Raw genomic sequence first — 22,440 nt, 5'->3', positions numbered from 1 at the left:
GCGGCGCGCGGCGGCACGGGGCGGGGTGTCGACGGTGAGCCGCGCGGAGGACCTCCGCATCGCTCCCGCCTGGCGACAGCCCGCGCCGCGCATCGCGCACGCGCGGCCGCTGCCGGCGCGCTCGTTCCGCACCGGCGTCCCCGAGGACCGCGGCTTCGAGCACGACACCTGGCGGCGACTGACGGCGCGGGCACTGCGCACCCTGGCGCGATCGTCCTTCCTGTACGGGCCGGCGGAAGGGCTGCCGGCGCTGCGTGAGGCCATCGCCGGCCATGTGGCCTTCGTCCGCGCGGTGGTCTGCGAGCCCGGGGACCTGCTCATCACCTCCGGCGCGCAGCAGGCCTTCGACCTGCTGGCCCGGCTGCTCGTGACGCCGGGGCGCACGATGGTGGCGCTCGAGAACCCCGGCTACATGCCGGCACGCGCGGCCTTCGCCGCGGCCGGCGCACGGCTGGTCGGAGTGCCGGTCGATGCGGAGGGTCTGCGCGTGGACCGCCTGCCCGACGGCGTGAAGGTGATCTGCGTGACGCCGTCGCACCAGATGCCCACCGGCGCGGTGATGTCCGCGGCGCGGCGCCAGGCGCTGCTGGCCCGCGCGCGCGAGCTCGGCGCGGTGATCGTGGAGGACGACTACGACGGCGAGTTCCAGTTCGAGCCCCATGCGCAGGACGCGCTGCAGACGCTCGATCGCGAGGGGCGGGTCTTCTACGTCGGCACGTTCTCGAAGAGCCTGTTCCCGTCGCTGCGCAAGGGTTTCGTGGTGACGCCGCCCTGGGCGCGCGATGCCCTGGTGGACATCCGGCGCACGAGCGATTCACACGGCGACGCGGTGACCCAGGCGACGCTGGCCGCCTTCATCGCGGACGGGCATCTGGCGCGCCACATCCGCCGCATGCGGCCGATCTACCGGCAGCGCCGGGAAGCGCTGGTCAAGGGACTGGACGCGGCGCTGGGCCGCTGGGTGGAGGTGCTGCCCGGCGCGGCCGGCCTGCACCTGAGCGTGCGGGTCCGCCGGCCGGCGGCGATGCCGGCGCTGCTGGACGTGGTCCAGCAGCACATGCCGGGCGTCCTGCCGCTGTCCGCGTACGCGCTGGGCAAGCCGTCGGTGCACGGGCTGTGCATGGGCTACGGCTGCGTCGAGGTCGAGCAGATCGTGCAGGCGGTGCGGGCGGCGGGGCAGGCGCTCGCGCGCGCCATGCCCTGAGACGACGCTGCCCGATCGGCTCGGCGGCCCGGCGACCCCTCAGGCCACCGCCGGCATCACCGTGCCCACGCACGGCCCGAAGCCGATCGCGCGCCGCCCCGGCGCCTCGCAGCGGCCGACCAGCGCCACGCTGTCGCCATCCTGCAGGAAGGTGCGCTGCTCGCCGCCGGGCAGCGTGATCGCCTGCTTGCCGCCCTGGGTCAGTTCCAGCAACGAGCCGCCCTGGTCGGCCGCGGGACCGGACATCGTCCCCGAGCCGAAGAGATCGCCCGGCTGCAGGTTGCAGCCGTTGCTCGCGTGGTGCGTCAGCATCTGCGCGACCGTCCAGTAGGCATCGGCGAAGTCCGAGGCCATCAGCTTCGCGGGCGCCTGGCCCGCGTCGCGCATCGCGCGCGTCTGCAGGTGGACCTCCAGACGGATGCCGATGGCGCCGCGCTCCCGGTTGGCGGCGCCGTCCAGATAGGGCAGCGGCTGCGGATCGCCTTCGGGCCGCGTGAAGGCGCGCCGGAACGGCGCCAGCGCCTCCATCGTGATCACCCACGGCGAGATCGTCGTGGCGAAGCTCTTCGCCAGGAACGGACCCAGCGGCTGGTACTCCCAGGCCTGCAGGTCGCGGGCGGACCAGTCGTTCAACAGCACCAGGCCGAACAGGTGCTGCTCCGCCTCGTCGATCGGGACCGGACGGCCCGGCTCGTTGCCGGTGGCCACCAGCGCGCCGACCTCCAGCTCATAGTCCAGCCGCTTGACCGGGCCGAAGCCCGGCGCTTCGGCCTCGGGCGCCTTGGTCTGGCCGAGCGGGCGGCGGAAGGTCTGCCCGCTGACGCCGATCGACGACACGCGCCCGTGGTACCCGATCGGCACCCACTTGTAGTTGGGCAGCAGCGGGTTGTCGGGGCGGAAGAGCTTGCCCACGGCCGTCGCATGATGGATGCCGGCGTAGAAGTCGGTGTAGTCGCCGATGCGGCAGGGCAGCGTCATCTCGACCTCGCTCATCGGCTTGAGCGCCGGCGCCAGCTGGGCGGCCTGCTTCGGCCCGGCATCGTCCTGGAGCGCCGCGACGAGCTCATGCCGCAGCTGCCGGCGCAGGCCGGGGCCGATCGCCATCAGCGGATTCAGGCCGAGGCCCTCGCAGGTGCGCAGGACCGCGCCGAGCGCGTCCGACAGCGCGCCCAGCTCGGCCGCGGCGATCAGGTCCAGCACCTGGTCGCCGATCGCCGTCACCGGGCGGAAGGCGCCGGTCGAGCCGGCGGCGCGGGCCATGCCCAGCGGCAGGTTCTGGATCGGGAAGTCGGTGTCTGCAGCATTCGCGGACGCGACCCAGCTGCGCAGCGCCGGGTCGTGGGTGTGGTCGAGGTCGGTCATCGGATCAGGTCTTTCGTTGTTCGTGTGCTTGAGAGCGCTCCCGGCGCGCGAGCGGCGACGCTCACGCCGGCTTGAACTTGTCCTTCAACCCGCCCCAGCAGGCGGCATAGTCCGCGTCGAGCGCGCCACCACGCAGCGCCCATTCGGACGGGCGGAAGCGCCAGCGGCTCTCGAACATGAAGGCCAGCGTGTGATCGAGCTTCTGCGGCGTGAGGGTCCGCGTGCTCGCCGCTTCGAAGGCGTCAGCATCGGGGCCGTGCGGCACCAGGCAGTTGTGCAGGCTGGCGCCGCCGGGGCGGAAGCCCTCGGGCTTGGCGTCGTACTGGCCGTGGATCAGGCCCATGAACTCGCTCATCACGTTGCGGTGGTACCAGGGCGGACGGAAGGTGTCCTCCTGCACCAGCCAGCGCGGCGGAAAAATCACGAAGTCGCAGTTGGCGGTGCCGGGCGTGTCGCTGGGCGAGGTCAGCACGGTGAAGATCGACGGATCGGGATGGTCGAAACTGATCGAGCCGATCGTCATGAAGTGCGCGGTGTCGTACTTCAGCGGCGTCAGGTTGCCGTGCCAGGCGACCACGTTGAACGGCGTCACCGCCTGCGCATTGCGCCACAGCGCGCCGCCGGTCTTGCGGATGACCTCGTAAGGCGCACCCTCGGGCTCGTGCGCGGCCACGGGCGCGAGGAAGTCGCGCGGATTGGCCAGGCCGTTGGAGCCGATCGGGCCGAGCTCCGGCAGCCGGAACGCGGCGCCGTAGTTCTCGCAGACATAACCGCGGGCCGCGCCGTCGTGCGCCTCGACCCGGAAGGTCACGCCGCGCGGGATCAGCGCGATCTCGCCGGGCACGACGTCCAGCACGCCCATCTCCGTCGTGAGCCGCAGTCCGCCCTGCTGCGGAACGATCAGCATCTCGCCGTCGGCATTCATCAGCGCGCGGCGCATCATCGGACGGTTGAAGGCGTAGATCAGCGCGGCCATGCCGGTCTGCGCATCGGGGTCGCCGTTGCTGACGATGGTCTTGAGGCTGTCGATGAAGTCGACGCCGGTCGCGCCCGGTTGATCGTCCGGCATCGGGAACGGATGCCAGCGCAGCGGATCGGGCGGCGCCGCGACACCGCCGGCGGCACCGCTGGTCCAGAACGGCTGCTCGTAGGCATGGAAGGCGCCGGTCACCACCGACGGCTGCCGGCGGTACAACCAGGTGCGGCGGTTCTCGACCCGGGGCGCGGTGAAGGCGCTGCCCGAGAGCAGCTCCGGGTAGAGGTCCATCGGCGCGCGCTGCGGGCTGTTGCGGCCGCGCGGCAGGGCACCGGGGATCGCCTCGGTCTCGAACTGGTTGCCGAAGCCGCTCTGGTAGCGGGGCGCGTTCGGCGCGACGGCGCCGGGCTCGGTCGCGCGAAGGGGCTCAGGTGCGTTCATGCGGGTCCTCGTGGGAAGCGGCGCCCGCGGGCGGGGCATCGCTGGAAGTGGAACGGGCGGCCGCAGCCAGCGCTTCGAGCAGCACGTCCTGACGGCCGATGTGGTTGGCAAGCAGCAGGATCAGCCGGGCGTTGAAGGCGTGGCTTTGCGCGGGTTCGAGACCTTGATGCGCGGCGAGCAAGGCTTCGTAGAAGTCGTCGCCGGCGTCGATATTGGGCGAGGTGATCAGCGGCATGTGGGCGTCTCCTCGAGGGCGGCATCGTGCGCCAGCGCGCGGCGCAGGGCCGAGTGGAGCTCGGCCGCGGTCGGGTGGCGGAGGCGGGCGCAGACATGCTGGTCCGGACGCAGCAGAACCACAAGGCCCGGCTCGGCGTCGTAGCGAGCGCGGACCAGGCCGTGGGGGTCGGACCCGTCGTTGATGCGCAGGAGCACAGGCACGTCCTCGTGCGGGAGGTGGGGCAGTTCCCGCAGTGGGCGGACTGCCACGTCGACCTGCGGGAGGCCAGGCGCGGGCTCTCCACGGGGCATGGGGGATCCCTCCTGGACCCCCAAGCCCCATTCCGGCCCCAGTGAGACTCGCTGTTCGCGCTCCGTGGGGGGCGGGGTGTCGAAGACGAGGGCGGTGAAGCGGCCCGGACGCATCTGGCGCAGCAGCCAGTCGTCATGGCCATCGATACGGATCGGTGCGTCGGGGGCGGGCTGGCCGTACTGGGTGGTCGGCATCGACAGGCGGCCGCTGTTGACCAGGCGGCGGGCGAAGTCGAAATCTTTGGCCAGCGTCAGCGTGGCGTCGCGGAAGACGCGGCTGATCTCGCTCTTGGGCGTGATGAAGTCGGTGGAGCGCGTTGAGTGCAGGAGGTTCTCGTCCGCGGCGAGCTCGCGCTCGCGGGCGTAGCCGTCGAGCAGCGCGAGCGGCGCGCGGCCCTGCACGACCGCCGCCAGCTTCCACGCGAGGTTGTCCGCGTCCTGGATGCCGGAGTTGGCGCCGCGCGCGCCGAAGGGCGAGACACCATGCGCCGCATCGCCGGCGAAAAGGATGCGGCCATGGCGGAAGCTGTCCATGCGCATGCAGGCGAAGGTGTAGACGCTGGCCCAGACGAGCTCGATGTCCGGCACCGCGCCGTCGCCGCCCGCGGCGCGCGAGGCCTCCCTCATCAGCGTGCGCACCCGCGGCAGGATGCGCTCGGGTTGCTTCTCCAGCTCCGGATCGGCCTCCCAGCCGAGCTGGAAATCGATGCGCCAGACACCATCGGGCTGGCGGTGCAACAGCACGCTCTGGCCGGGGTGGAAGGGCGGATCGAACCAGAACCAGCGCTCGGCGGGGAAGGGCGCGTTCATGCGCACGTCGGCGATGAGGAAACGATCCTGGAAGGTGCGACCGTGGCTCTCCTGGCCGATCAGCCGACGGACCGTCGAGCGCGCGCCGTCACAGGCGACGACATGGTCGGCCAGCAGCGTGTAGGGCCCGTCCGGCGTCTCGACGGTCAATGCGACGTGGTCGTCGCGCGGCTCGACGCCGGTGACGCCGTGGTGCCAGCGCAGGTCCAGCAGCGGCAGTTCGAGGGCGCGCTCGACGAGGAAGCCTTCGACGTAGTACTGCTGCAGGTTGACGAAGGCCGGGCGCTGGTGGCCGGACTCGGCCAGGAGGTCGAACTGGTAGACCTGCGCGTCACGGAAGAACACCCGGCCCACGCCCCAGGAGACGCCCTTGTCGACGAGCCGCTGACCGCAGCCCAGTCGGTCGAGGATCTCCAGCGTCCGCTTGGCGAAGCACAGCGCGCGCGAGCCGACCGACAGCCGGCCGTCGTTGTTCAGCAGCACGACCGGCACGCCCTGCAGCGCGAGGTCGATCGCCGCGCACAGCCCCACCGGCCCCGCGCCCACGACGACGACCGGATGCCGCGCCACGTCGCCGCGCGCATGCGCGTCCTGGTCCGCGCTGCGACGGTACGGATAGACGATGCGCTGGTAGTCGACGTCGGGCGACGCCACGGTCGGATTGGCATTCATCGAGGTGTTCCTGGCCCAGCGGCCAGCCGCCCGGTCTTCCATGGAGATCCCTTCAGCCGGTCGAATTTCCCTGGATCAGCAGTCAGCCGGTCGAATCTCCCCAGGGCAGCAGTCAGCCGGTCGGACTCCCTCTCCCGCTTGCGGGAGAGGGCGGGGGTGAGGGCCATCAGCCTTCCAAGGTCCTCCACATCTCCTGATCCCGCTCCGCGGTCCAGATCCTCGGATCGCGGAACCGGGTGACCTCGTCATAGCAGCGCGTCACATCGAACGGCATGCAGTGATCAAAGATGACCCAGTGCCCGTACTTCTGCTTCATGACCGCGAAGGTGTCCTTGTAGACGGCGTTCAGGTCCTTGCCCGCCGCCACGCCGGCCTTCACCGACGCATGCAGGTCGGCGATGAAGCTGCGGGTCCCCGCCAGCCCCTGCGCGACCGACTCCGGCGTCGTCAGCGCCGCGCCACGCCCCGGAACGAGCGCCCGCGGCTCCAGCCGGGCGATGTTGTCCAGCGTCTGCGGCCAGTCCGCGAAATACGCATCGCCGGCATACGGCGTGGCGTCGAACTCGACCAGGTCACCGGAGAAGAGGATCTTCTGCTCCGGCAGCCAGGCGACGGTGTCGCCCTTCGTGTGCCCGCGGCCGAGTTGCAGCAGCTGCACCTCCAGCCGGCCCAGCCAGAGGCTCATCGCGCCCTGGAAGGTGATCGTGGGCCAGGTGAGCCCGGCGGGCACCGATTCGACATTGCGGAACAGGCGCGGGAAGCGGCCGATCTCGCTGGCCTTGTCCTGCTCGCCGCGCTCGACGATGAGGTCGTAGGTGTCGCGGCTGGCGATCACCTGCTCCGGCGCATAGGCGGAGGCGCCCAGCACCCGGACCGCGTGGTAATGGCTGAGCACCACGTACTTGATCGGCTTGTCGGTGACCTCGCGGATGCGGCGGATGACGTCCTGCGCCATCACCGGCGTGGCCTGGGTGTCGATGACCATCACCGCGTCGTCGCCAATGATGATCCCGGTGTTGGGATCGCCCTCGGCCGTGTAGGCGTAGGCGTTGTCGCTGAGCTTGACGAAGGAGACCTGCTTCTCCTCGACGTCGGCGTGGCTGGCGAACTGCTTGGTCGGCTGGGTCATGAGGTCTCCTGGCGTCTGCTTGCGAAATTCAGCAAAGCAGAATTGATTTGTTGATCGCGAATATAGCCGGTTAGCTGAATGTGTTCAACAATGCTGAATCGCGGCGGCCGCGGCCGCGATGGATACTGCGCCCCGCCATTGACCGAGACAAGCATGAGCACCGAAGACACTGCCGACGACCGAGATGAGCGCGAGGACCGCGAGGACCGGCGCGGTATCCAGAGCATCGAGGTCGGCGGCCGGCTGCTGAAGGCCGCCGCTGCGCGCGGCCAGCCGCTGCCGCTGAAGGTGCTGTCGCAGGCCGCCGGGATGAGCCCGGCCAAGGCGCATCCCTACCTGGTGAGCTTCTGCAAGCTCGGCCTGATGCGGCAGGACCCGGCGACCGGCTACTACGGCCTGGGTCCGCTGGCGATGGAGATGGGGCTGATCGGCATCCAGCAGATCGATCCGGTCCGGCTGGCGACGGCGCGACTGGACGCGCTGGCCGAGGAGATCGGCCACACCGCGGCCATCGCGGTATGGGGCTCGCAGGGCGCGACGATCGTGCGCACCGCCGCGTCGCCCGCGGCGGTGCATGTGACGATGCGGCACGGGACGGTGGTGTCGCTGTCGGACACCGCGTCGGGGCCGCTGTTCGCGGCCTACCGGCCGGAGCCCGAGATCAAGGCGATGCTGGCCGAGGCGCGCCGCAAGGGGCCCGCGGACCTGGCCCGCGTCGGCCGCCACGACCGGCCGCAGGAGGTGCCGCCCTGGGCTGCCTTCGCGCGGACGCTGGAGGAGATCCGCACGCGCGCGATGCACCGCTCCGTCGGCGGCATCGTCGAAGGGGTGAGCGCGCTGGCCGTGCCGGTCTTCGACAGCGACGCGCAGATGGCGCTGGCACTGACGGCGATCGGCCCGTCGGGCGCGTTCGACGCGGCCTGGGATGGCGCCGTCGCGCGCGGCCTCACCGCCGCCGCGACCGAGCTGATGCGCGAGATCGGCGGACGTTTCCCCGTGGCGGCTGCCGGCTGACCCTGTCGATCGAGGCCGCCGCGACGACAATCGCCGGATGACCGACCCCGTCCCGACTCCCCCCGCCCAACCCCGCAATCCGCTGCACGGCGTGACGCTGGAAGCGCTGCTGACCGCGCTGGTCGAGGCCTATGGCTGGGACGGCCTGGACGCGCGCATCCCGCTGCGCTGCTTCGCCTTCGAGCCGAGCATCAAGTCCAGCCTCAAGTTCCTGCGCAAGACGCCCTGGGCGCGGGAGAAAGTGGAGGGGCTCTACCTGTTCATGCTGCGGGAGCAGCGGCGCAACGCGCGTCCGTGAGCACGCGCCGCACCGGTTTCAGATCACTTCCTCGATCGCCTGCTTGAGCAGCGACAGGCCCAGGTCGATCTCCTCGTCGCTGACGGTCAGCGGCGGCGCGATGCGGAAGACGCCGCCCATCATCGGCAGCTGCACGATGTTCATGCTCAATCCCCGCGCCATGCAGGCCCGGGTGATGGCGGCGCCCAGCTCCGGCGCGGCCTCCTTGCCGGCCTGGCTGCGGACGATCTCCACGCCCAGCAGCAGCCCGCGGCCCCGCACGTCGCCGATGCAGTCGAACTCGCGCTGCAGCGCGCGCAGGCCCGCCTCCAGCCGCGCGCCGGCGACCCGGGCGCGCGCCACCAGCCCGTCCCGCGCCACGATCTCCAGCACCTTCAGGCCGACCGCGGCCGGCAGCGGGTCGGAGACATGGGTCGTGTAGAAGAGGAAGCCGCGCTCATGGCAGCGCTCCTCGATCTCGGCGGTGGTGAGCACCGCCGCCAGCGGAATGCCCGCGCCCAGCGTCTTGGACAGCGTCAGGATGTCCGGCGTCACGCCGTCGCGCTCGCACGCGAACATCATCCCGGTGCGCCCGATGCCGGTCTGCGCCTCGTCGACGATGAGCAGCATCTCCCGCTCGCGGCATTTCTGCTGCAGCGCGCGCAGGTAGCCGGGCGGCAGGTCGATCAGGCCGCCCGAGCTCAGGATCGGCTCGGCGATGAAGGCCGCCAGGTTGCCGCTGGACTGCCGGTCGATCAGGTCGAAGGCGTAGTCCAGCTCGGCCTCCCAGGCCTCGGCGCCGAGGCCACCGAAGCGCGGCCGGTAGGGATTGGGCGCGGGAATCGCGAAGGAACCGACCGCCGCCGGGCCGTAGCCCTTGCGGCCGGCGCAGTAGGTCGCCGAGGCCGCCGCGCCGGTCATGCCGTGCCAGGATTGCGCGAAGCCCACCACCTCGTAGCGGCCGGTGTAGAGCTTGGCCAGCTTGATCGCCGCCTCGTTCGATTCGGCGCCGGTGCTCAGCAGCATCGCCCGCTCGAGCCCCGCCGGCGCGACCTCCGCCAGGCGGGTCGCCAGGTCGACCACCGGGCGGCTCAGCATGCCGCTGAAGAGGTGGTCCAGCCCGGCGGCATGCTCGGCGATGACCGTGGCGATCTCCGCGTGCCCATGGCCGAGCAGCGCGCTCATCTGGCCGGAAGTGAAGTCCAGGATCGCGCGGCCGTCGGCGTCGTAGACGAAGCTGCCGCGGGCGCGCTCGATGATCAGCGGCTCGAAGCTGCCGCCGTAGCGGATCAGGTGCTGGCGTGAACGCGCCCAGAAGCTCGGGTCGGCATTGCGTGACATCGGGTCCTCCCATCAACGATGAACCCGGCGAGCGTACGGAGCGGGCCTTCGCCGCGGAAGCCAATTGTTTTGATGCGATCCATCAGCGGCGCAGGGGAGCGGCGACCCGGCTCGGCGACGAACGGCGCGTGGGTCAGGCGGTGGGCAGGAACTTCCGCACGTGCGCCGCGAACGCGGCGGTCAGCGGCGTCGGCCGCTCCCGGTCGAAGGCCAGCGTCAGCGCGACCGCGGGCAGCGGCGGCAGGCCGTGGGCCTCGTCGAGGATCTCCAGGTCGTCGGGCACGGCGGTTCGGGTCAGCACCGTCACCGCCTGTCCCGAGCGCGCCATGCCGACGAGCCCGGCCAGGCTGCTGCTCGCATGCGCGATCCGGAACGCCCGGCCCTGCGCCTCCAGCGCGCGCTTCGCCAGCACATGGTCCAGCGCGTCGGGCGCGCCCAGGGCCAGCGGCAGCGGCGTCAGGCCGGCCACCGCGGCGCCGCGCCGCGCCACCCAGACCAGCGGCTCGCGTCGGATGACCTCGCCACCGACGCCCTCGGCGCCGTCCTGGATCGACACCAGCGCCAGGTCGGCGGCATGTCGCGCCAGCAGCTCCAGCAGGCGCGGCGTGGGCGCGCACACGACCTCCATCTGCACCTGCGGATGCAGGCTCGCGAAACCCTGCAGCAGGTGCGGCAGCAGGGCGACCGCGTAGTCCTCCGGGCAGCAGAAGCGCAGCACGCCGGACATGCGCGCGCCGCGCAGCTCGGCCAGCGCCTCGTCGTGCCGGCGCAGCAGCTCGCCGGCGTGGACCACCAGGCGCTCGCCGGCGGCCGTCAGCGTCACGCCGCGCGCCCCCCGGTGCAGCAGCGGCTGGCCGGCGACCTCCTCCAGCCGCTGCATCTGCATGCTGATCGCGGACTGCGTCCGGCCCACCCGCGAGCCGGCCTTGCCCAGCGAGCCGGTCTCGGCCACGGCCAGCAGGCTGCGCAGCAGGTCGAAGTCCAGGAAGGTGGTCACGGCAGGGAAGGTCGCGATCGGAGCGGCGCCGTGGCGCGCCAGCGCCAGGGCCAGCGCTTCAGGGCTTGAGGAAGTCGTTCTCGACCCAGGCGGCGGCGCTCGCCCCGGTGAGGCGGAAGTTGGCCGCGACGCGCACCTGGGCGACCAGCTCGTCCTGCTCGTCGCGGGCGCTCAGCAGCGCATAGGGGTTGTCCTCGTCCGGGACGATGTCCAGCAGGATGTGCAGCCGTCCGGTCCCGGTGTCGAGCTTGAGGCTCTTGTGCAGCTGGGCATGCAGCTGCTGCTCATGGCGGCGCAGGACCTCGGAGGCGGTCTTCACCAGCGTGTGGAAGGCCGCCGCGTCCAGCGGCTTGGGGTTCTTCTTGTCGCGGCCCATGGTCCAGGGGCCGACCAGCGCGGGTTCGGACTCGCCGGCCAGCGTCATCGCCACGGCCCAGCCTTCGTCGTCTTCGTTCTTGATCACCTGCGCGGTCCAGCGCTCGTCGCGCCACAGGCGGGGTTCCTGGATCGGGGTGGTGGTGTCGTCGGGGAGGTGCGTGCTCATCCGGACGAAGGTATCACGCCGCCGTCAGCGAAAACATGTGCGCGTCCCACGCCGAGCCGTCGGTGCCGCGGATGCGCTGGCGCAGCAGGCCCTCGTAATGGGCGCCGCAGCGGCGCGCGACCGCCAGGCTGGCCGCGTTGCCGTCGGCCACGACGATCTCCACGCGGGCGAGCTTCAGGCGCTCGAAGGCATGGCGGCCGAGCGCCCGCACCGCGGCCGAGGCCGCGCCCTGGCCCTGGCAGGCGCTGCGCACCCAGTAGCCGAGGTTGCAGAACGGATGCACCGGATGCAGCGAGTTGAGCCCGCCGGCGCCGATGAAGGCGCCGGTGTCGCGGTCGAAGATGCCGAACTCGAAGGCGGTGCCCGACTGCCAGCCGCGCGCGCAATGGTCCAGCCATGCGGCGCCGTCGCTGGTGGAGAAGTCCGCGTGGGCCCAGGCCATCCAGCGGCCGATGGACACGTGGGACTCACGCACCGCGGCGACCAAGTCCGGCAGGTCGCCGGGCCGATAGGGGCGCAGCAGGAAACGACCCTCGACGAGCTCGACCGGCGCGGGACCGGTGGGCGCGGCGTCGCCGTCGTCCCAGACCTCGCCGGCAAGCTGCCGGGCGCAGGCCAGCAGCGAGCGGTTGTAGCGCGACAGGCGCGGCGCCAGCGTGGCCAGCGCGAGCCCGGCGGCCTCGGCGCCGCGGCCCTGGGCGGCGTAGGTGAGCGCGAGCAGCGCGCGGGCCTCGTCATGCAGCGGACGGTCGTGGCCGGGCTGCATGTGGTGGGCGAGCTCGCCGGCGAGCAGCGCCTCGCTCTCGTCCAGCCGCTGGAGCCAGCGCAAGGTGCTGCCCAGCTGGATCACCGCGCGGGTGCGCCGGTAGGGATCGAGCTGGCCGCTCTCGAGCGCGGCGCGGTACAGCGGCTCGGCTTGCGCTTCGAGGCCGGCGGTGTCGCGCGCGCAGGCGCGTTCGAACAGGGCGCGACCGTCGTCGGCGGGGCGCTCGGCGGCGAGCGCGTCGATCTCGGCGACCAGTTGCGCGCCGGACAGGGCGGGCGCGCGGCGCCAGACCTCGTCCAGGCGCAGGGTCCAGGCGTCGTGCAGCGGGGCGGTGGGGGTGCTCATCGGGCCAGTCTAGCGACCGGCCCCGAGGGTGCTGGAAGTCTGCAGGACGACCATCGCGAGCGTCGCCAGCGCCATCGCCGCGGTGGCGAGCCAGCCCAGCGTGCGCCACAGCGGCGGCAAGCGCAGCGCGCCGACGATGGACGGATGTGAGGCGGCGATCATCACCGTCACCATGATCGGCACCGAGATGACGGCGTTGATCACCGCCGACCAGTAGAGCGCCTTGATCGGGTTGAAGCCGGCCAGGCTCAGCGTCAGGCCCAGCAGCATGGCGCCGCCCAGGATGGCGTAGAAGGCCTTGGCGGTCCGCGGCGGGCGGTCCAGGCCGCGCCGCACGCCGGCCAGCGTGGCGACCGCGTAGGCCGCCGAGCCGGCCAGCACCGGCAGCGCCAGGAAGCCGGTGCCCACGATGCCGGCGGCGAAGAGCACGAAGGCGAAGTCGCCCGCGACCGGTCGCAGCGCCTGGGCGGCCTGGGCGGTGGTCTGGATGTCGCTCACGCCGCGGGCGTGGAGTGCCGCGGCGGTCGCCACGATCATGAAGAACGCGATCAGGTTGGAGAAACCCATGCCGACCAGGGTGTCGGTCCGCAGCCGCCGGAACTGCCGCTTCGCCTGCTCGGGCGCGACGGCGAGCGGGCGGTCGGCGTCGATGCGGCGGATCTCCTCGGCTTCCTGGCCGGCCTGCCAGAAGAAGAGATAGGGGCTGATCGTCGTGCCCAGGATCGCCACGACCATGGTCGTGGACTCGCGGTCCCAGTGCATCGCGGGCAGCAGCAGCGAGCGCAGCGCGAGCGCCCAGTCCGCCTGCGCGGCGAATCCCACGCCGACATAGGCCAGCAGCGACAGCGTCAGCCACTTGAGCAGCCGCACGTAGCGCTCATAGGGCAACAGGACCTGCAACAGCAGCGACAGCAGCGCGAAGGCGACGATGTAGGCGCCCGGCGGACCGCCGACGGCCAGGCTCATCGCGTCGCCCATCGCGCTGAGGTCGGCGCCGAGGTTGATCACGTTGGCGACGACCAGCAGCCCGACCAGCGCCATCACCAGCCAGCGCGGGCACAGCTTGGCGAAGTTCTCGGTCAGGCCCTTGCCGGTGATCCGACCGATGCGCGCGCTGGCGAGCTGGATGCCCACCATCAGCGGGAAGGTCACCAGGATGGTCCAGCCGACGGTGTAGCCGTACTGCGCGCCGGCCTGCGAGTAGGTCGCGATGCCGCTCGGGTCGTCGTCAGCGGCGCCGGTGATCAGGCCGGGGCCAAGCTGGGCCCACCAGGGGCGGCGGATCGGGTCCTTCGGCAACCGGCATCTCCCGCGACAACGACGGGAGCCACTGGGCAAGCATGGTGCCCGGCGGGGAGCGCACTCAGGCGCGCCGCGTCGACGGCGCGATGCTGGCCTTCAGCGCCTGACGGATCCAGTCGAGCGCCGCGTGCTTGCGCTCCGGGCTTTCGGCGGCCGTGCAGTCGGCCGGCACCCAGACGCGGTAGCCGCGCACGTAGGCATCCATCGCCGTGCACTGGACGCAGTAGTCGGTCGCCAAGCCGGTGATGGCGAGCTCGCGCGCGCCCAGCTGCGCCAGCAGCAGTTCCAGCGGCGTCGCGTGGAAGCCGGAATGCCGCGGCTTGAGCACCATCAGGTCTTCCTCGTCCGGCGCCAGCAGGCGCGCCAGCTTCGCGGCCGCGCCGCCACCGCGCCGGCATTCGCGCAGCAGCGTGCGGAAGTCCGAGCGCCATTGGCCGAAGTTGTCGTTGACGTAGAGCGTGCAGAAGCCGTCGCGGCGGTAGCGCCGCTTCAGCGCGGCGGCGGCGGTGGCGGCCTCGATCGCCGCCGGCGCGAGGTCCTCCGCGCCGTCGAATCGCAGCGGGTTGATGAAGTCGACCAGCAGCAGGACTTTTCGCGAGGCGGCGGCCATCACATCTCCCGGCTTGAAGTCGACCCACCGCGCGAGACGCGGCGATTGGCTCGGCGCTGGGGGCCCGCCAACGGGTCGAGGACGGTGAGGGGGGCGCTCGCGGATCGCTTCATGCCGTGCTCCTTGCTGGGGAAGGAAACGGCAAGTGGAATGCCCGCGTGAAGCGGCCAGGCCGAGGGGCCGTGGGTGCCGGTGGGCGCGGACGCGCGGCGTGCGCCGCGACCGCCGCGCGCCGGCTACCGGTCGAACACGATGTCCTTCACCGGCAGCGCGGGCGGCTCCCAGGCGTAGGCGACGTGGAGCACGTTGCGCTCGTCGCGCATGCCGGACCAGCGCAGCCGCATCAGGTCGGCGAGCGTCCATCCGGCCCAGTCGGCGCGGAAGGGGCGGGCTGCGGCGGGCGCGTCGAACGCCGCGTCGCTGCGCCACAGCAGCGCCGGGATGCGGTAGCCCGACGCCGTGCCCGGGCTGTGTCCCGCGTGGTCCAGCGTGTGGCCCACTTCCTGGCCGTGGTCCGACAGGAACATCCACGCGGCTCGGCCGCCGGCGGGCAGGTGACGGCGCGTCATCCGCAGCGTCTCGGCCACGATGCGGTCGTGATAGCGGATCGCTGCGTCGTAGTCCTGGCGGAACTCTCGGACCCAGGTGGCGCGGCCGTCGCGCGTCATCGCGGCATCGACGGCGTCTCCGCCGGCGTCGAACGGATGCTCGCCCGGCGGCATCCGTAGCCGGTAATGCGGATGCGCGCCCAGCAGGTGCACCACGACCAGCTTGCGCGGCGCGGGGTCGGCCAGCGCCTGCTCGACCTCGTCCAGCAGCTCGCCGTCCAGCGAGCCCGACGAGCGTCCCGGCTGCCGGTTGATCATCTCCACCGCGTCGGCCAGCCGCGCATGCTGCTGGTCGACCGCCACGTCATCGTGATTGCTGATCCACCAGACCTTGTAGCCGGCGCCGCGCGCCAGCGCGAGCAGGTGCTGCGTGTCGCCGGCCGGATCGTCCTCGTCGCGCTCGCCGAAGCTGAACAGGCCGGCGAGCGAGGCCACCGTCGTCGCCTGCGTCGACCACGCGTGCCGCAGCGTGAGCAGCCGGGCGCGTTCCTCCGCGCTCAGCGCGATCAGCTCCGGCGTCGTCGGCCGGGCGTAGCCGTAGAGGCTCATGTTGTCGCGGTTGACGCTCTCGCCGAGCACCAGCACCACCGTCGACGGCGCGTCCGTCGCCACCGCGGGCGACGCGGCCTGCGCATTGCGCATCAGCCGCGCGCGCTGCAGCTGCTGGTCGCCCCACGCGGCGCGCAGGTCGAGGACCTGCTGCGTCCAGGTCGGCCAGAACAGCAGCGGATGGTGTCGTCGCCACGGCTTGCTGAGGTGGGCGAGGGCGCTCAGCGCCAGCAGTCCGACCAGCACGAGGCGCGTGGGCCGGGACAGCGCGACGGGCGCCCGCGCCGCGCGATGGATCGCGACGCCGGTCAGCGTCAGCGCGGCCAGCAGTGCGAGCAGCGCCGCGGTCATCGCGGGCAATTGCGAGCTCAGGTATTCGAGCGATTCACGCGGCGAGGTGTTCGCCATCGCCCCCAGCACCAGCGTGCTGTCCGGTGCGGCCTGGTACTGGTGCTGGAGGAAGGCCCGCAGCGCGCCGTCGACCAGGAAGCCGGCCAGCGCCGCGAAGGCCACCACCGCGCGCACCCGCCGCCAGGCCGGGCCGACGACCGGCCAGCACAGCCACAGCAGCACCGGCAGGGCGAGCAGCATCATCTGCCATGCGCGGCGTCCGTCATGGCCGGCCGCGATCGCGGCCGCGCAGGCGGCGCACAGGAACAGGACCGGGATCCAGGCACGGATCCCGACGGGGAAGGTCTTGAAGGGGGACATCGGCACGGGTCGAAGGCGAGCGGGCGCGAGTCTAGGAGATCTCTCGCAAGCCTCAGCCGGCGATCCCGCCGACGGCCCTCGCATTTCCCGGTGCACCGGCGCGGCCGGTGCGTTTCGTCAAAGCATCGGCCGCAGGACTTGCCAGACGTTGTCCAGCATCACCGGATGCGCCTTGGCCAGCGGGTGGATGCGATCACCCTGGAACCAGTCCGCCGCATCGGCCCGGTCGGCCACGCCGGCCAGCAGGAAGGGCTGCAGCGGCACCTTCTCCGCCTGCGCGACCGTCTTGAAGCTGTTCTCGAAATCGCGCGCATAACTCGCGCCCATGTTTGGCGGGATCTGCATCCCGACCAGCATCACCTTCGCGCCGGCCGCCTTGCCGGCCTGGACCATCGCCGCGAGGTTCTCGCGCGTCATCTTGAGCGGCAGCCCGCGCAGCGCGTCGTTGCCGCCGAGCTCCACGATCAGGTGGGTCGGCCGATGCTGCTGCAGCAGCGCCGGCAGCCGCGAGCGCCCGCCCGAAGTGGTGTCGCCGCTGATGCTGGCGTTGATCACCTCGGCGCCCAGCTTCTGCGCCTTCAGCCGCGCCTCCAGCAGCGCCACCCAGCCGCTGCCGCGGGCCAGGCCGTACTCGGCCGACAGGCTGTCGCCCAGCACCAGGATGCGACGCGGTGCCCGCGCCGCGGCCGCGCCGCCTTCGGTGCGGCCTTGCGCCGCGACAGGCCCGGGCAGGGCCCCCGCCACGGCGAGGGTCGCGACACAGGCGCTACAGTGCAACATCCATTCACGGCGGCGCATCTGCGGTTGATTCATGGCTCAGAACATCCTCGAAGTCGATCACGTCAGCAAGTCGGTCCAGGATGCCGACGGCGTGCTGACCATTCTGCATGACATCAATTTCCAGCTGCAGGCCAGGGAGTCGGTCGCCATCGTCGGCGCCTCGGGCTCGGGCAAGAGCACGCTGCTGTCCATCCTCGCGGGCCTGGACACGCCGTCCGAAGGCACGGTGTGGCTGCGTGGGCAGGACATGTTCGCGCTCGACGAGGACGGCCGCGCCGCGCTGCGCGGCGCGCACCTGGGCTTCGTGTTCCAGAGCTTCCAGCTGCTGGCGCACCTGACGGCGCTGGAGAACGTGATGCTGCCGCTGGAGCTGCGCGGCGAACGCGATGCCCGCGCGCAGGCGCGGCAGATGCTCGAGCGCGTCGGGCTGGGGCAGCGGCTGTCGCACTATCCGCGGGTGCTGTCGGGGGGCGAGCAGCAGCGCGTGGCGCTGGCGCGGGCCTTCGTGCAGCAGCCGGCGTTGCTGCTCGCGGACGAGCCGACCGGCAGCCTCGACTACGCGACCGGCGAGCAGGTGATGGCGTTGATGTTCGAGCTCAACCGGGAACTGGGAACGACGCTGGTGATGGTCACCCATGACCAGGCCATCGCGGCGCGCTGCGAGCGGCAGCTCAGGATCTCGGCGGGGCATCTGCAGGACATCACGATGGCGGATCTGCCGGCGTGAGGTTGTCAGCCTGCTGAGACCGGTGCGTTGGCCGCTGGGCCTTGGGGCCCCGGCGGCAAGCGCCGGAACCCCAAGGCCCACCGTCCCCAACCAGCGGTGTCCTTCGGCGGTTTTGAGACCGAGGACGGCGGGGGAGGATCAGAGGCGTAGCGCGCGTTCGCGCAGGCGCCGGCGGCGCTCGAGGCGGATGACGGCCCACCAGCCCACGTAGACCACGACGTAGAGCGTCGCGCCCAGCAGCAGGCCCGCCAGCGGCAGGCCCGCCAGCAGCGGCGCGCCGAGCTCCGACAGCCACTGGCCGATGGCCGGCCACCAACTGGCCGGATCGCCCCAATTGAGCGCCAGTTCCCTCGGCGCGGAAATCGGACCGTGAATGCCCAGCACCTGGCGGCCCAGGAAGATCGCCAGCGTCCAGATCGGCACCAGCGTCAGCGGATTCGTCAGCCAGGTGGCGGCGATCGCCGCGGCCACGTTGGCGCGGCACACGATCGCCACGACGGCCGCCAGCAGCATCTGCGTCGGCAGCGGGATCACGCCCACCGCCAGCCCCAGCGCCGCCCCCAGCGCCACGCGCCGGCGGTGCGCCACCCACAGCCAGGGCCGCTCGCGCAGGTAATGGCCGAGCCACTTCAGCCCCTTGGTCTGTTCCAGGGACTCCGGCGAAGGCAGCAGGCGGCGGGCAAGTCGGGAAGCCGTCATGGAGGAGAGCTCAGAGGGGCGCGATGCCCGCGGACATGGGGAACGTCAGATGTGAAAAGCCCGCGCGGCTGCCAAGCAGCGGCGCGGGCTTCGAACGGTACAGCAAAGACCGGTCGGAACGACGATCAGTTCGCGGAGAACTTGTAGTCGGTCTTGGCCTTGGTGCGCAGTTCTTCCTGGAACTCCGCGACCTTCTGCTGCTGCATGCGCTGGATGATCTGGCCCTTGACGTCGTCGAAGGCCGGGAACTGCGCCTGGCGCGTCTCTTCCAGCTTGATGATGTGGAAGCCGAACTGCGACTTGACCGGCTCCTGCGTCATCTCGCCGGCCTTGAGCTTGGCCATCGCGGCGCTGAACTCGGGCACGTAGGCGTCAGGGGCGGACCAGCCCAGGTCGCCGCCGTTCTGGGCGGAGCCGGTGTCCTTGGAGTTCTTGGTCGCGACGTCCTCGAACTTCGCGCCGCCGTTGAGCTGCTTGATCAGCGCCTTGGCGTCTTCTTCCTTCTCCACCAGGATGTGGCGGGCGTGGAATTCGGTGCCGGTGGCCTGCGCCTTGAACTTCTCGTACTCGACCTTGGCGTCGGCTTCGCTGACCGGGTTCTTCTTGGCGTAGTCCGAGAACAGCTCGCGGATCAGCAGGGACTGGCGCGCCAGTTCCATCTGGTTCTTGTAGTCGTCGGTCTTGTTCAGGCCGCGCTTCTCGGCTTCCTGCAGGAAGATCTCGCGCAGGACGACCTCGTCCTTCACCTTCGATTCCATTTCCGGGCTGCGCGGCTGGCCGGCCTTCGTGATCTGGCTGATCAGCACGTCGGCGCGGGCCTTGGGCACGGGCTTGCCGTTCACGATCGCGATGTTCTGGGCCATGGCCGGCAGGGACACGGCGCCGATGGCCGCCACGGTGGCGGCAAGCACAAACTTCTTCATGATGGGTAAAGGGCCTTTCGACTCCCGGGTGAGCGCGAACGCTCCAAAACAAAGCGCCGGCAGGCGGCGCTACTAGGGACCTGGTTTCTGCTGTTCGTCGGGCGCGCGGGCATCGATGGCCAGCGCGTGAATGCCCTTCTGCATCAGATCGGCGAGCGCATGATATACGAGCCGATGCCGCGCCACCCTGGGTAAACCGGCAAAGCGCGGGCTCACGATTTCGAGGTAATAGTGGCCGCCCTCGCGGGCACCGGCGTGACCGGCGTGGTGGGCGCTGTCGTCCCGCAGCGAGAGCGAGACCGGCGCCAGCGCGGCCCGCAGCCGGGCCTCGATCTCGACCGACGGCGTCGCCGCCGGGTTCGGCGCAGACGAGGGAAAAGGTCCCGCGCCGCCGCTCATGGCTTGGTCTCCTCGGCCGGCGCCTCGCTCTCCTGTGGCAGGTGCCGGCTCATGTAGACGCCCTGGCCGAGCGTGAACAGCAGGATCAGCCCCGTCGACCCGAAGGCCTTGAAGTTGGCCCAGGCCTCGGTGCTGTACGAGTAAGCGACGTAAAGATTCGCAAAACCCATCGCGGCGAAGAAGGTCACCCAGGCCCAGTTCAGGCGCGCCCAGACCGGATCCGGCAGGTGCAGCTCGGCGCCCAGCATCTTGCGCAGCAGGTTCTTGCCGAGGAAGAGATGGCTGACCAGGAAGGCCGCGGAGAACGCCCAGTACAGCATCGTCGGCTTCCACTTGATGAAGGTCTCGTTGTGGAAGTAGACGGTGGCCGCGCCCAGCGTCATCACCAGCCCCAGGCTGACCCACAGCATCAGGTCGACCTTGCGGCGGCGCAGCTTGAGGTAGAGCACCTGGGCGATGGTGGCGAACATCACGACCAGGGTGGCCAGCAGCACCGGCGCCTCGGTCGGTCCGACCTTGCCGCCGGAGACCAGGAAACCCAGGTGCTCGGTCGCGAAGGCCGCTGCCCACTCCGGCTGCCCATCGGCGTACTTGAACGTGACGAAGAACAGCAGGAGCGGCAGGAAATCGAGCAACAGCTTCATTCAGGAACCAGTTCGGCAGCGCTCAGCGCTGGGGCTCGAAGTCTATCGCGGCCGAATTGATGCAGAAGCGCTCGCCCGTCGGTTCCGGGCCATCGGGAAAGACGTGGCCCAGGTGGGTGCCGCAGCGGTTGCAGCGCACCTCGACGCGCACCATGCCATGCGTCTTGTCGACGACGCGCTCGATGACCTCTGCGTTGATCGGCTCGTAATAGCTGGGCCAGCCGCAGCCGGCGTCGAACTTGGTGTCGGCCTGGAAGAGCGGCGTGCCGCAGCCGACGCAGTTGTAGCGGCCGGCCTCCCAGTGGTCCCAGTACTTGCCGGTGAAGGCGCGCTCGGTGGCGGCGTGGCGGGCGACCTGGTACTGCGTCGGGTCGAGCTGCTCGCGCCACTGGGCATCGGTCTTCTGGACGGGGTAGGCGGTGTCGCGGTCGCGGTCGACCTCGGTGGCGTTCTCGGTGAACTTGTCGTAGCGGCTCATGATGAACAGGAAACCTCCAGCGTTTGCGCCCAGTCGGGCGGGAAGTCGGCGTCGGACGCCTGGGCGGGCGCGTCGAACGGGCGGCGCAGCACCTCCAGCAGCCGGCGCACTTCGTCGAAGTCGCCGGCCTCGGCCCGCTGGATCGCCGTCTCGGCCAGATGGTTGCGCAGCACCACCGCCGGATTGACCGCGTCCATGCGAGCGGCACGGGTCGCATGTGCGTCCGCCGGCTCGATCTTCAAGCGCGCCGCGTAACGCCCGGCCCAGGCATCGAAGGCCGCGCGGTCCAGGAACAGGTCGCGCAGGGCCGTATTGGCCGCCGCCTCGACCGGCTGCGCCGGATCGAAGCCCGACAGGCGCCGGTGCGCGATCGTGTAGTCGGTGCGATGGGTGGCGAGCAGCCGCAGCCAGTCGTCGATCAGCGGGCCGTCCTCGCCGCGCTCGTCGACCTCCGCGCTCAAGCCCAGCTTCGCGCGCATCGCGCCGAGCAGCGCCGTGCCGAAGCGCTCGCGGTAGATCTCCAGCGACTCGATCAGCGCATCGCCGGCCGCCTCGGCGTCGGTGTCGACGCCCGGCATCAGCGGCAGCAGCGCCTGGGCCAGCGCATGCAGGTTCCAGAACGCCACCTGCGGCTGGCGCGCGAAGGCATAACGGCCCTGGTGGTCCGAGTGGTTGCAGATGTGGCCGGGGTCGAAGCCGTCCATGAAGCCGAAGGGGCCGTAGTCGATGGTCAGGCCCAGCATCGACATGTTGTCGGTGTTCATCACGCCATGCATGAAGCCCACGGCCTGCCACTGCGCAACGAGTTCCGCGGTCTGAGCGGCGACCTTGGCCAGCGCGGCGGTGACGGGATTGGGCGCGGTGGCGCATTCCGGCGCGTGGTGGCGGATGAAGAAGTCGAACAGCTCGCGCGTGCGCGCTTCCATCCCGTGGTGGGTGAAGTGCTCGAAGTGGCCGAAGCGCAGGAAGCTGGGCGCGACGCGGGTGACGACGGCGCCGGTCTCGACGCGCTCGCGCTGCACCTTCAGCGTGGTGGAGCCGGTGATGGCCAGCGCGCGCGTGGTGGGGATGCCCAGTGCGGCCATCGCCTCGGAGCAGAGGAACTCGCGGATCGACGAGCGCAGCACCGCGCGGCCGTCGCCGCGACGCGAGTAGGGCGTCAGGCCGGCGCCCTTGAGCTGCAGCTCGAAATGGCCGTTCGGGCCGTCGACGCCGCCCAGCAGCAGCGCGCGGCCGTCGCCGAGCTGGCCGGCCCACACGCCGAACTGGTGGCCGCTGTACACGGTGGCCAGCGGCTTCATGCCGGGCAGCGGCGCGTTGCCGCTGAAGGCCGGGAGCATCTCCGGGCGGGTCCACCAGTCGGCGGGCCAGCCCAGCAGGGCGGCGCAATCGGGGCTGGTGGCGACCCAGTGCGGGTCGGGGAGGCCGGTGCCGGGCAGCTCGGTGTAGAAATCCGGCCCCAGACTCGCGTATCGATGGGTCCAGCGGGCCAGCCCGGCCCCTTGCATTGGCGCATTCATCGGGGCAGTTTACCGAGCACCCCTTGGCCCCTTCGCAGAGGGGGATGCTCTCGGGCGGCGCGCTGCCACTGGCTCCCTCGCCCG

Annotated in this window: 23 protein-coding genes; 4 read left to right on the top strand and 19 right to left on the bottom strand. The window is 71.3% G+C overall.

What is annotated here, in order from left to right:
* Positions 1–1,204: MocR-like pyridoxine biosynthesis transcription factor PdxR (gene pdxR / locus ACTJKJ_RS22740; RefSeq protein ID WP_440822253.1), on the top strand; the 1,204-nt coding region annotated here is incomplete at its 5' end.
* A 39-nt stretch (positions 1,205–1,243) separates the two neighbouring features.
* On the opposite strand, the gene fahA is transcribed toward pdxR, so the two are convergent.
* The 5 genes from fahA to ACTJKJ_RS22715 all read right to left on the bottom strand — a co-directional run bounded on the left by fahA (position 1,244) and on the right by ACTJKJ_RS22715 (position 7,122).
* Positions 1,244–2,566, bottom strand: a complete 1,323-nt coding sequence (fahA, locus tag ACTJKJ_RS22735; RefSeq protein WP_440822251.1) for a fumarylacetoacetase — start codon at positions 2,564–2,566, stop codon at positions 1,244–1,246.
* Between the two features lie 61 nt (positions 2,567–2,627).
* Positions 2,628–3,983, bottom strand: a complete 1,356-nt coding sequence (gene hmgA, locus ACTJKJ_RS22730; RefSeq protein WP_440822249.1) for a homogentisate 1,2-dioxygenase — start codon at positions 3,981–3,983, stop codon at positions 2,628–2,630.
* Complete coding sequence (locus ACTJKJ_RS22725) at positions 3,970–4,218, bottom strand: DUF2783 domain-containing protein (protein ID WP_440822248.1); 249 nt, start codon at positions 4,216–4,218, stop codon at positions 3,970–3,972. Before ACTJKJ_RS22725 ends, hmgA begins: the two co-directional genes overlap by 14 nt.
* Positions 4,209–5,993: an FAD-dependent oxidoreductase gene (locus tag ACTJKJ_RS22720; protein ID WP_440822246.1), complete on the bottom strand. Its 1,785-nt coding sequence runs from the start codon at positions 5,991–5,993 to the stop codon at positions 4,209–4,211. Before ACTJKJ_RS22720 ends, ACTJKJ_RS22725 begins: the two co-directional genes overlap by 10 nt.
* A gap of 166 nt (positions 5,994–6,159) precedes the next feature.
* Positions 6,160–7,122, bottom strand: coding sequence for an MBL fold metallo-hydrolase (locus ACTJKJ_RS22715; RefSeq protein WP_440822244.1), 963 nt, complete (start codon positions 7,120–7,122; stop codon positions 6,160–6,162).
* A 153-nt stretch (positions 7,123–7,275) separates the two neighbouring features.
* Here ACTJKJ_RS22715 and ACTJKJ_RS22710 point away from each other — a divergent pair, with 153 nt between their 5' ends.
* Together ACTJKJ_RS22710 and ACTJKJ_RS22705 are read left to right on the top strand one after the other, a co-directional pair.
* Positions 7,276–8,136: an IclR family transcriptional regulator gene (locus ACTJKJ_RS22710; protein WP_440822242.1), complete on the top strand. Its 861-nt coding sequence runs from the start codon at positions 7,276–7,278 to the stop codon at positions 8,134–8,136.
* 37 nt (positions 8,137–8,173) lie between these two features.
* Entirely contained in the window at positions 8,174–8,434 is a 261-nt protein-coding gene (locus ACTJKJ_RS22705; protein WP_091734067.1) for a VF530 family DNA-binding protein, read from the top strand.
* An 18-nt stretch (positions 8,435–8,452) separates the two neighbouring features.
* Here ACTJKJ_RS22705 and ACTJKJ_RS22700 read toward each other — a convergent pair whose 3' ends face one another.
* The 8 genes from ACTJKJ_RS22700 to ACTJKJ_RS22665 all read right to left on the bottom strand — a co-directional run bounded on the left by ACTJKJ_RS22700 (position 8,453) and on the right by ACTJKJ_RS22665 (position 16,999).
* Entirely contained in the window at positions 8,453–9,754 is a 1,302-nt protein-coding gene (locus tag ACTJKJ_RS22700) for an aspartate aminotransferase family protein (RefSeq protein ID WP_440822240.1), read from the bottom strand.
* 133 nt (positions 9,755–9,887) lie between these two features.
* Positions 9,888–10,751 carry a LysR family transcriptional regulator gene (locus tag ACTJKJ_RS22695; protein WP_183480980.1) on the bottom strand — a complete coding sequence of 288 codons (864 nt, stop codon included), beginning with the start codon at positions 10,749–10,751 and terminating at the stop codon, positions 9,888–9,890.
* Between the two features lie 58 nt (positions 10,752–10,809).
* Complete coding sequence (locus ACTJKJ_RS22690) at positions 10,810–11,295, bottom strand: hypothetical protein (RefSeq protein ID WP_440822238.1); 486 nt, start codon at positions 11,293–11,295, stop codon at positions 10,810–10,812.
* Between the two features lie 13 nt (positions 11,296–11,308).
* Positions 11,309–12,406, bottom strand: a complete 1,098-nt coding sequence (locus ACTJKJ_RS22685) for a tetratricopeptide repeat protein (RefSeq protein WP_440822236.1) — start codon at positions 12,404–12,406, stop codon at positions 11,309–11,311.
* 9 nt (positions 12,407–12,415) lie between these two features.
* Positions 12,416–13,705: an NRAMP family divalent metal transporter gene (locus ACTJKJ_RS22680; RefSeq protein ID WP_440822234.1), complete on the bottom strand. Its 1,290-nt coding sequence runs from the start codon at positions 13,703–13,705 to the stop codon at positions 12,416–12,418.
* A 64-nt stretch (positions 13,706–13,769) separates the two neighbouring features.
* A complete protein-coding gene (locus ACTJKJ_RS22675; protein ID WP_297383937.1) occupies positions 13,770–14,318 on the bottom strand; it encodes a cysteine hydrolase family protein in 549 nt (182 codons plus the stop codon).
* Between the two features lie 236 nt (positions 14,319–14,554).
* Complete coding sequence (locus tag ACTJKJ_RS22670) at positions 14,555–16,186, bottom strand: sulfatase-like hydrolase/transferase (protein WP_440822231.1); 1,632 nt, start codon at positions 16,184–16,186, stop codon at positions 14,555–14,557.
* Between the two features lie 117 nt (positions 16,187–16,303).
* Entirely contained in the window at positions 16,304–16,999 is a 696-nt protein-coding gene (locus ACTJKJ_RS22665) for an arylesterase (protein WP_254783600.1), read from the bottom strand.
* On the opposite strand from ACTJKJ_RS22665, the gene ACTJKJ_RS22660 reads away from it, so the two are divergent.
* Positions 16,998–17,693, top strand: a complete 696-nt coding sequence (locus tag ACTJKJ_RS22660) for an ABC transporter ATP-binding protein (RefSeq protein WP_440822229.1) — start codon at positions 16,998–17,000, stop codon at positions 17,691–17,693. The two genes, ACTJKJ_RS22665 and ACTJKJ_RS22660, sit on opposite strands and share 2 nt — an antisense overlap.
* A 138-nt stretch (positions 17,694–17,831) precedes the next feature.
* On the opposite strand, the gene ACTJKJ_RS22655 is transcribed toward ACTJKJ_RS22660, so the two are convergent.
* From ACTJKJ_RS22655 to ACTJKJ_RS22630, 6 genes are all read right to left on the bottom strand, one after another.
* Positions 17,832–18,392, bottom strand: a complete 561-nt coding sequence (locus ACTJKJ_RS22655) for a DUF2062 domain-containing protein (RefSeq protein WP_091734054.1) — start codon at positions 18,390–18,392, stop codon at positions 17,832–17,834.
* Between the two features lie 125 nt (positions 18,393–18,517).
* Positions 18,518–19,315 (bottom strand): peptidylprolyl isomerase, encoded by a 798-nt coding sequence (locus ACTJKJ_RS22650; protein ID WP_440822226.1) that lies wholly within the window; start codon positions 19,313–19,315, stop codon positions 18,518–18,520.
* A gap of 72 nt (positions 19,316–19,387) precedes the next feature.
* Positions 19,388–19,714 carry a BolA family protein gene (locus tag ACTJKJ_RS22645; protein WP_440822224.1) on the bottom strand — a complete coding sequence of 109 codons (327 nt, stop codon included), beginning with the start codon at positions 19,712–19,714 and terminating at the stop codon, positions 19,388–19,390.
* Complete coding sequence (locus ACTJKJ_RS22640; protein ID WP_091734050.1) at positions 19,711–20,358, bottom strand: septation protein A; 648 nt, start codon at positions 20,356–20,358, stop codon at positions 19,711–19,713. The genes ACTJKJ_RS22645 and ACTJKJ_RS22640 overlap by 4 nt, the downstream gene beginning before the upstream one ends.
* A gap of 22 nt (positions 20,359–20,380) precedes the next feature.
* Positions 20,381–20,836, bottom strand: coding sequence for a peptide-methionine (R)-S-oxide reductase MsrB (gene msrB / locus ACTJKJ_RS22635; protein ID WP_440822222.1), 456 nt, complete (start codon positions 20,834–20,836; stop codon positions 20,381–20,383).
* Entirely contained in the window at positions 20,833–22,344 is a 1,512-nt protein-coding gene (locus ACTJKJ_RS22630) for a protein adenylyltransferase SelO (protein WP_440822220.1), read from the bottom strand. Before ACTJKJ_RS22630 ends, msrB begins: the two co-directional genes overlap by 4 nt.
* Positions 22,345–22,440 lie beyond the last annotated feature (96 nt).

Origin of the sequence: Roseateles sp. 22389 (assembly GCF_052044995.1) — a bacterium.
Classification (GTDB): Bacteria; Pseudomonadota; Gammaproteobacteria; order Burkholderiales; family Burkholderiaceae_C; genus Roseateles.
The sequence above is the reverse complement of the archived record's forward strand: the minus strand, read 5'-3'. Positions and strand labels throughout refer to the sequence as shown.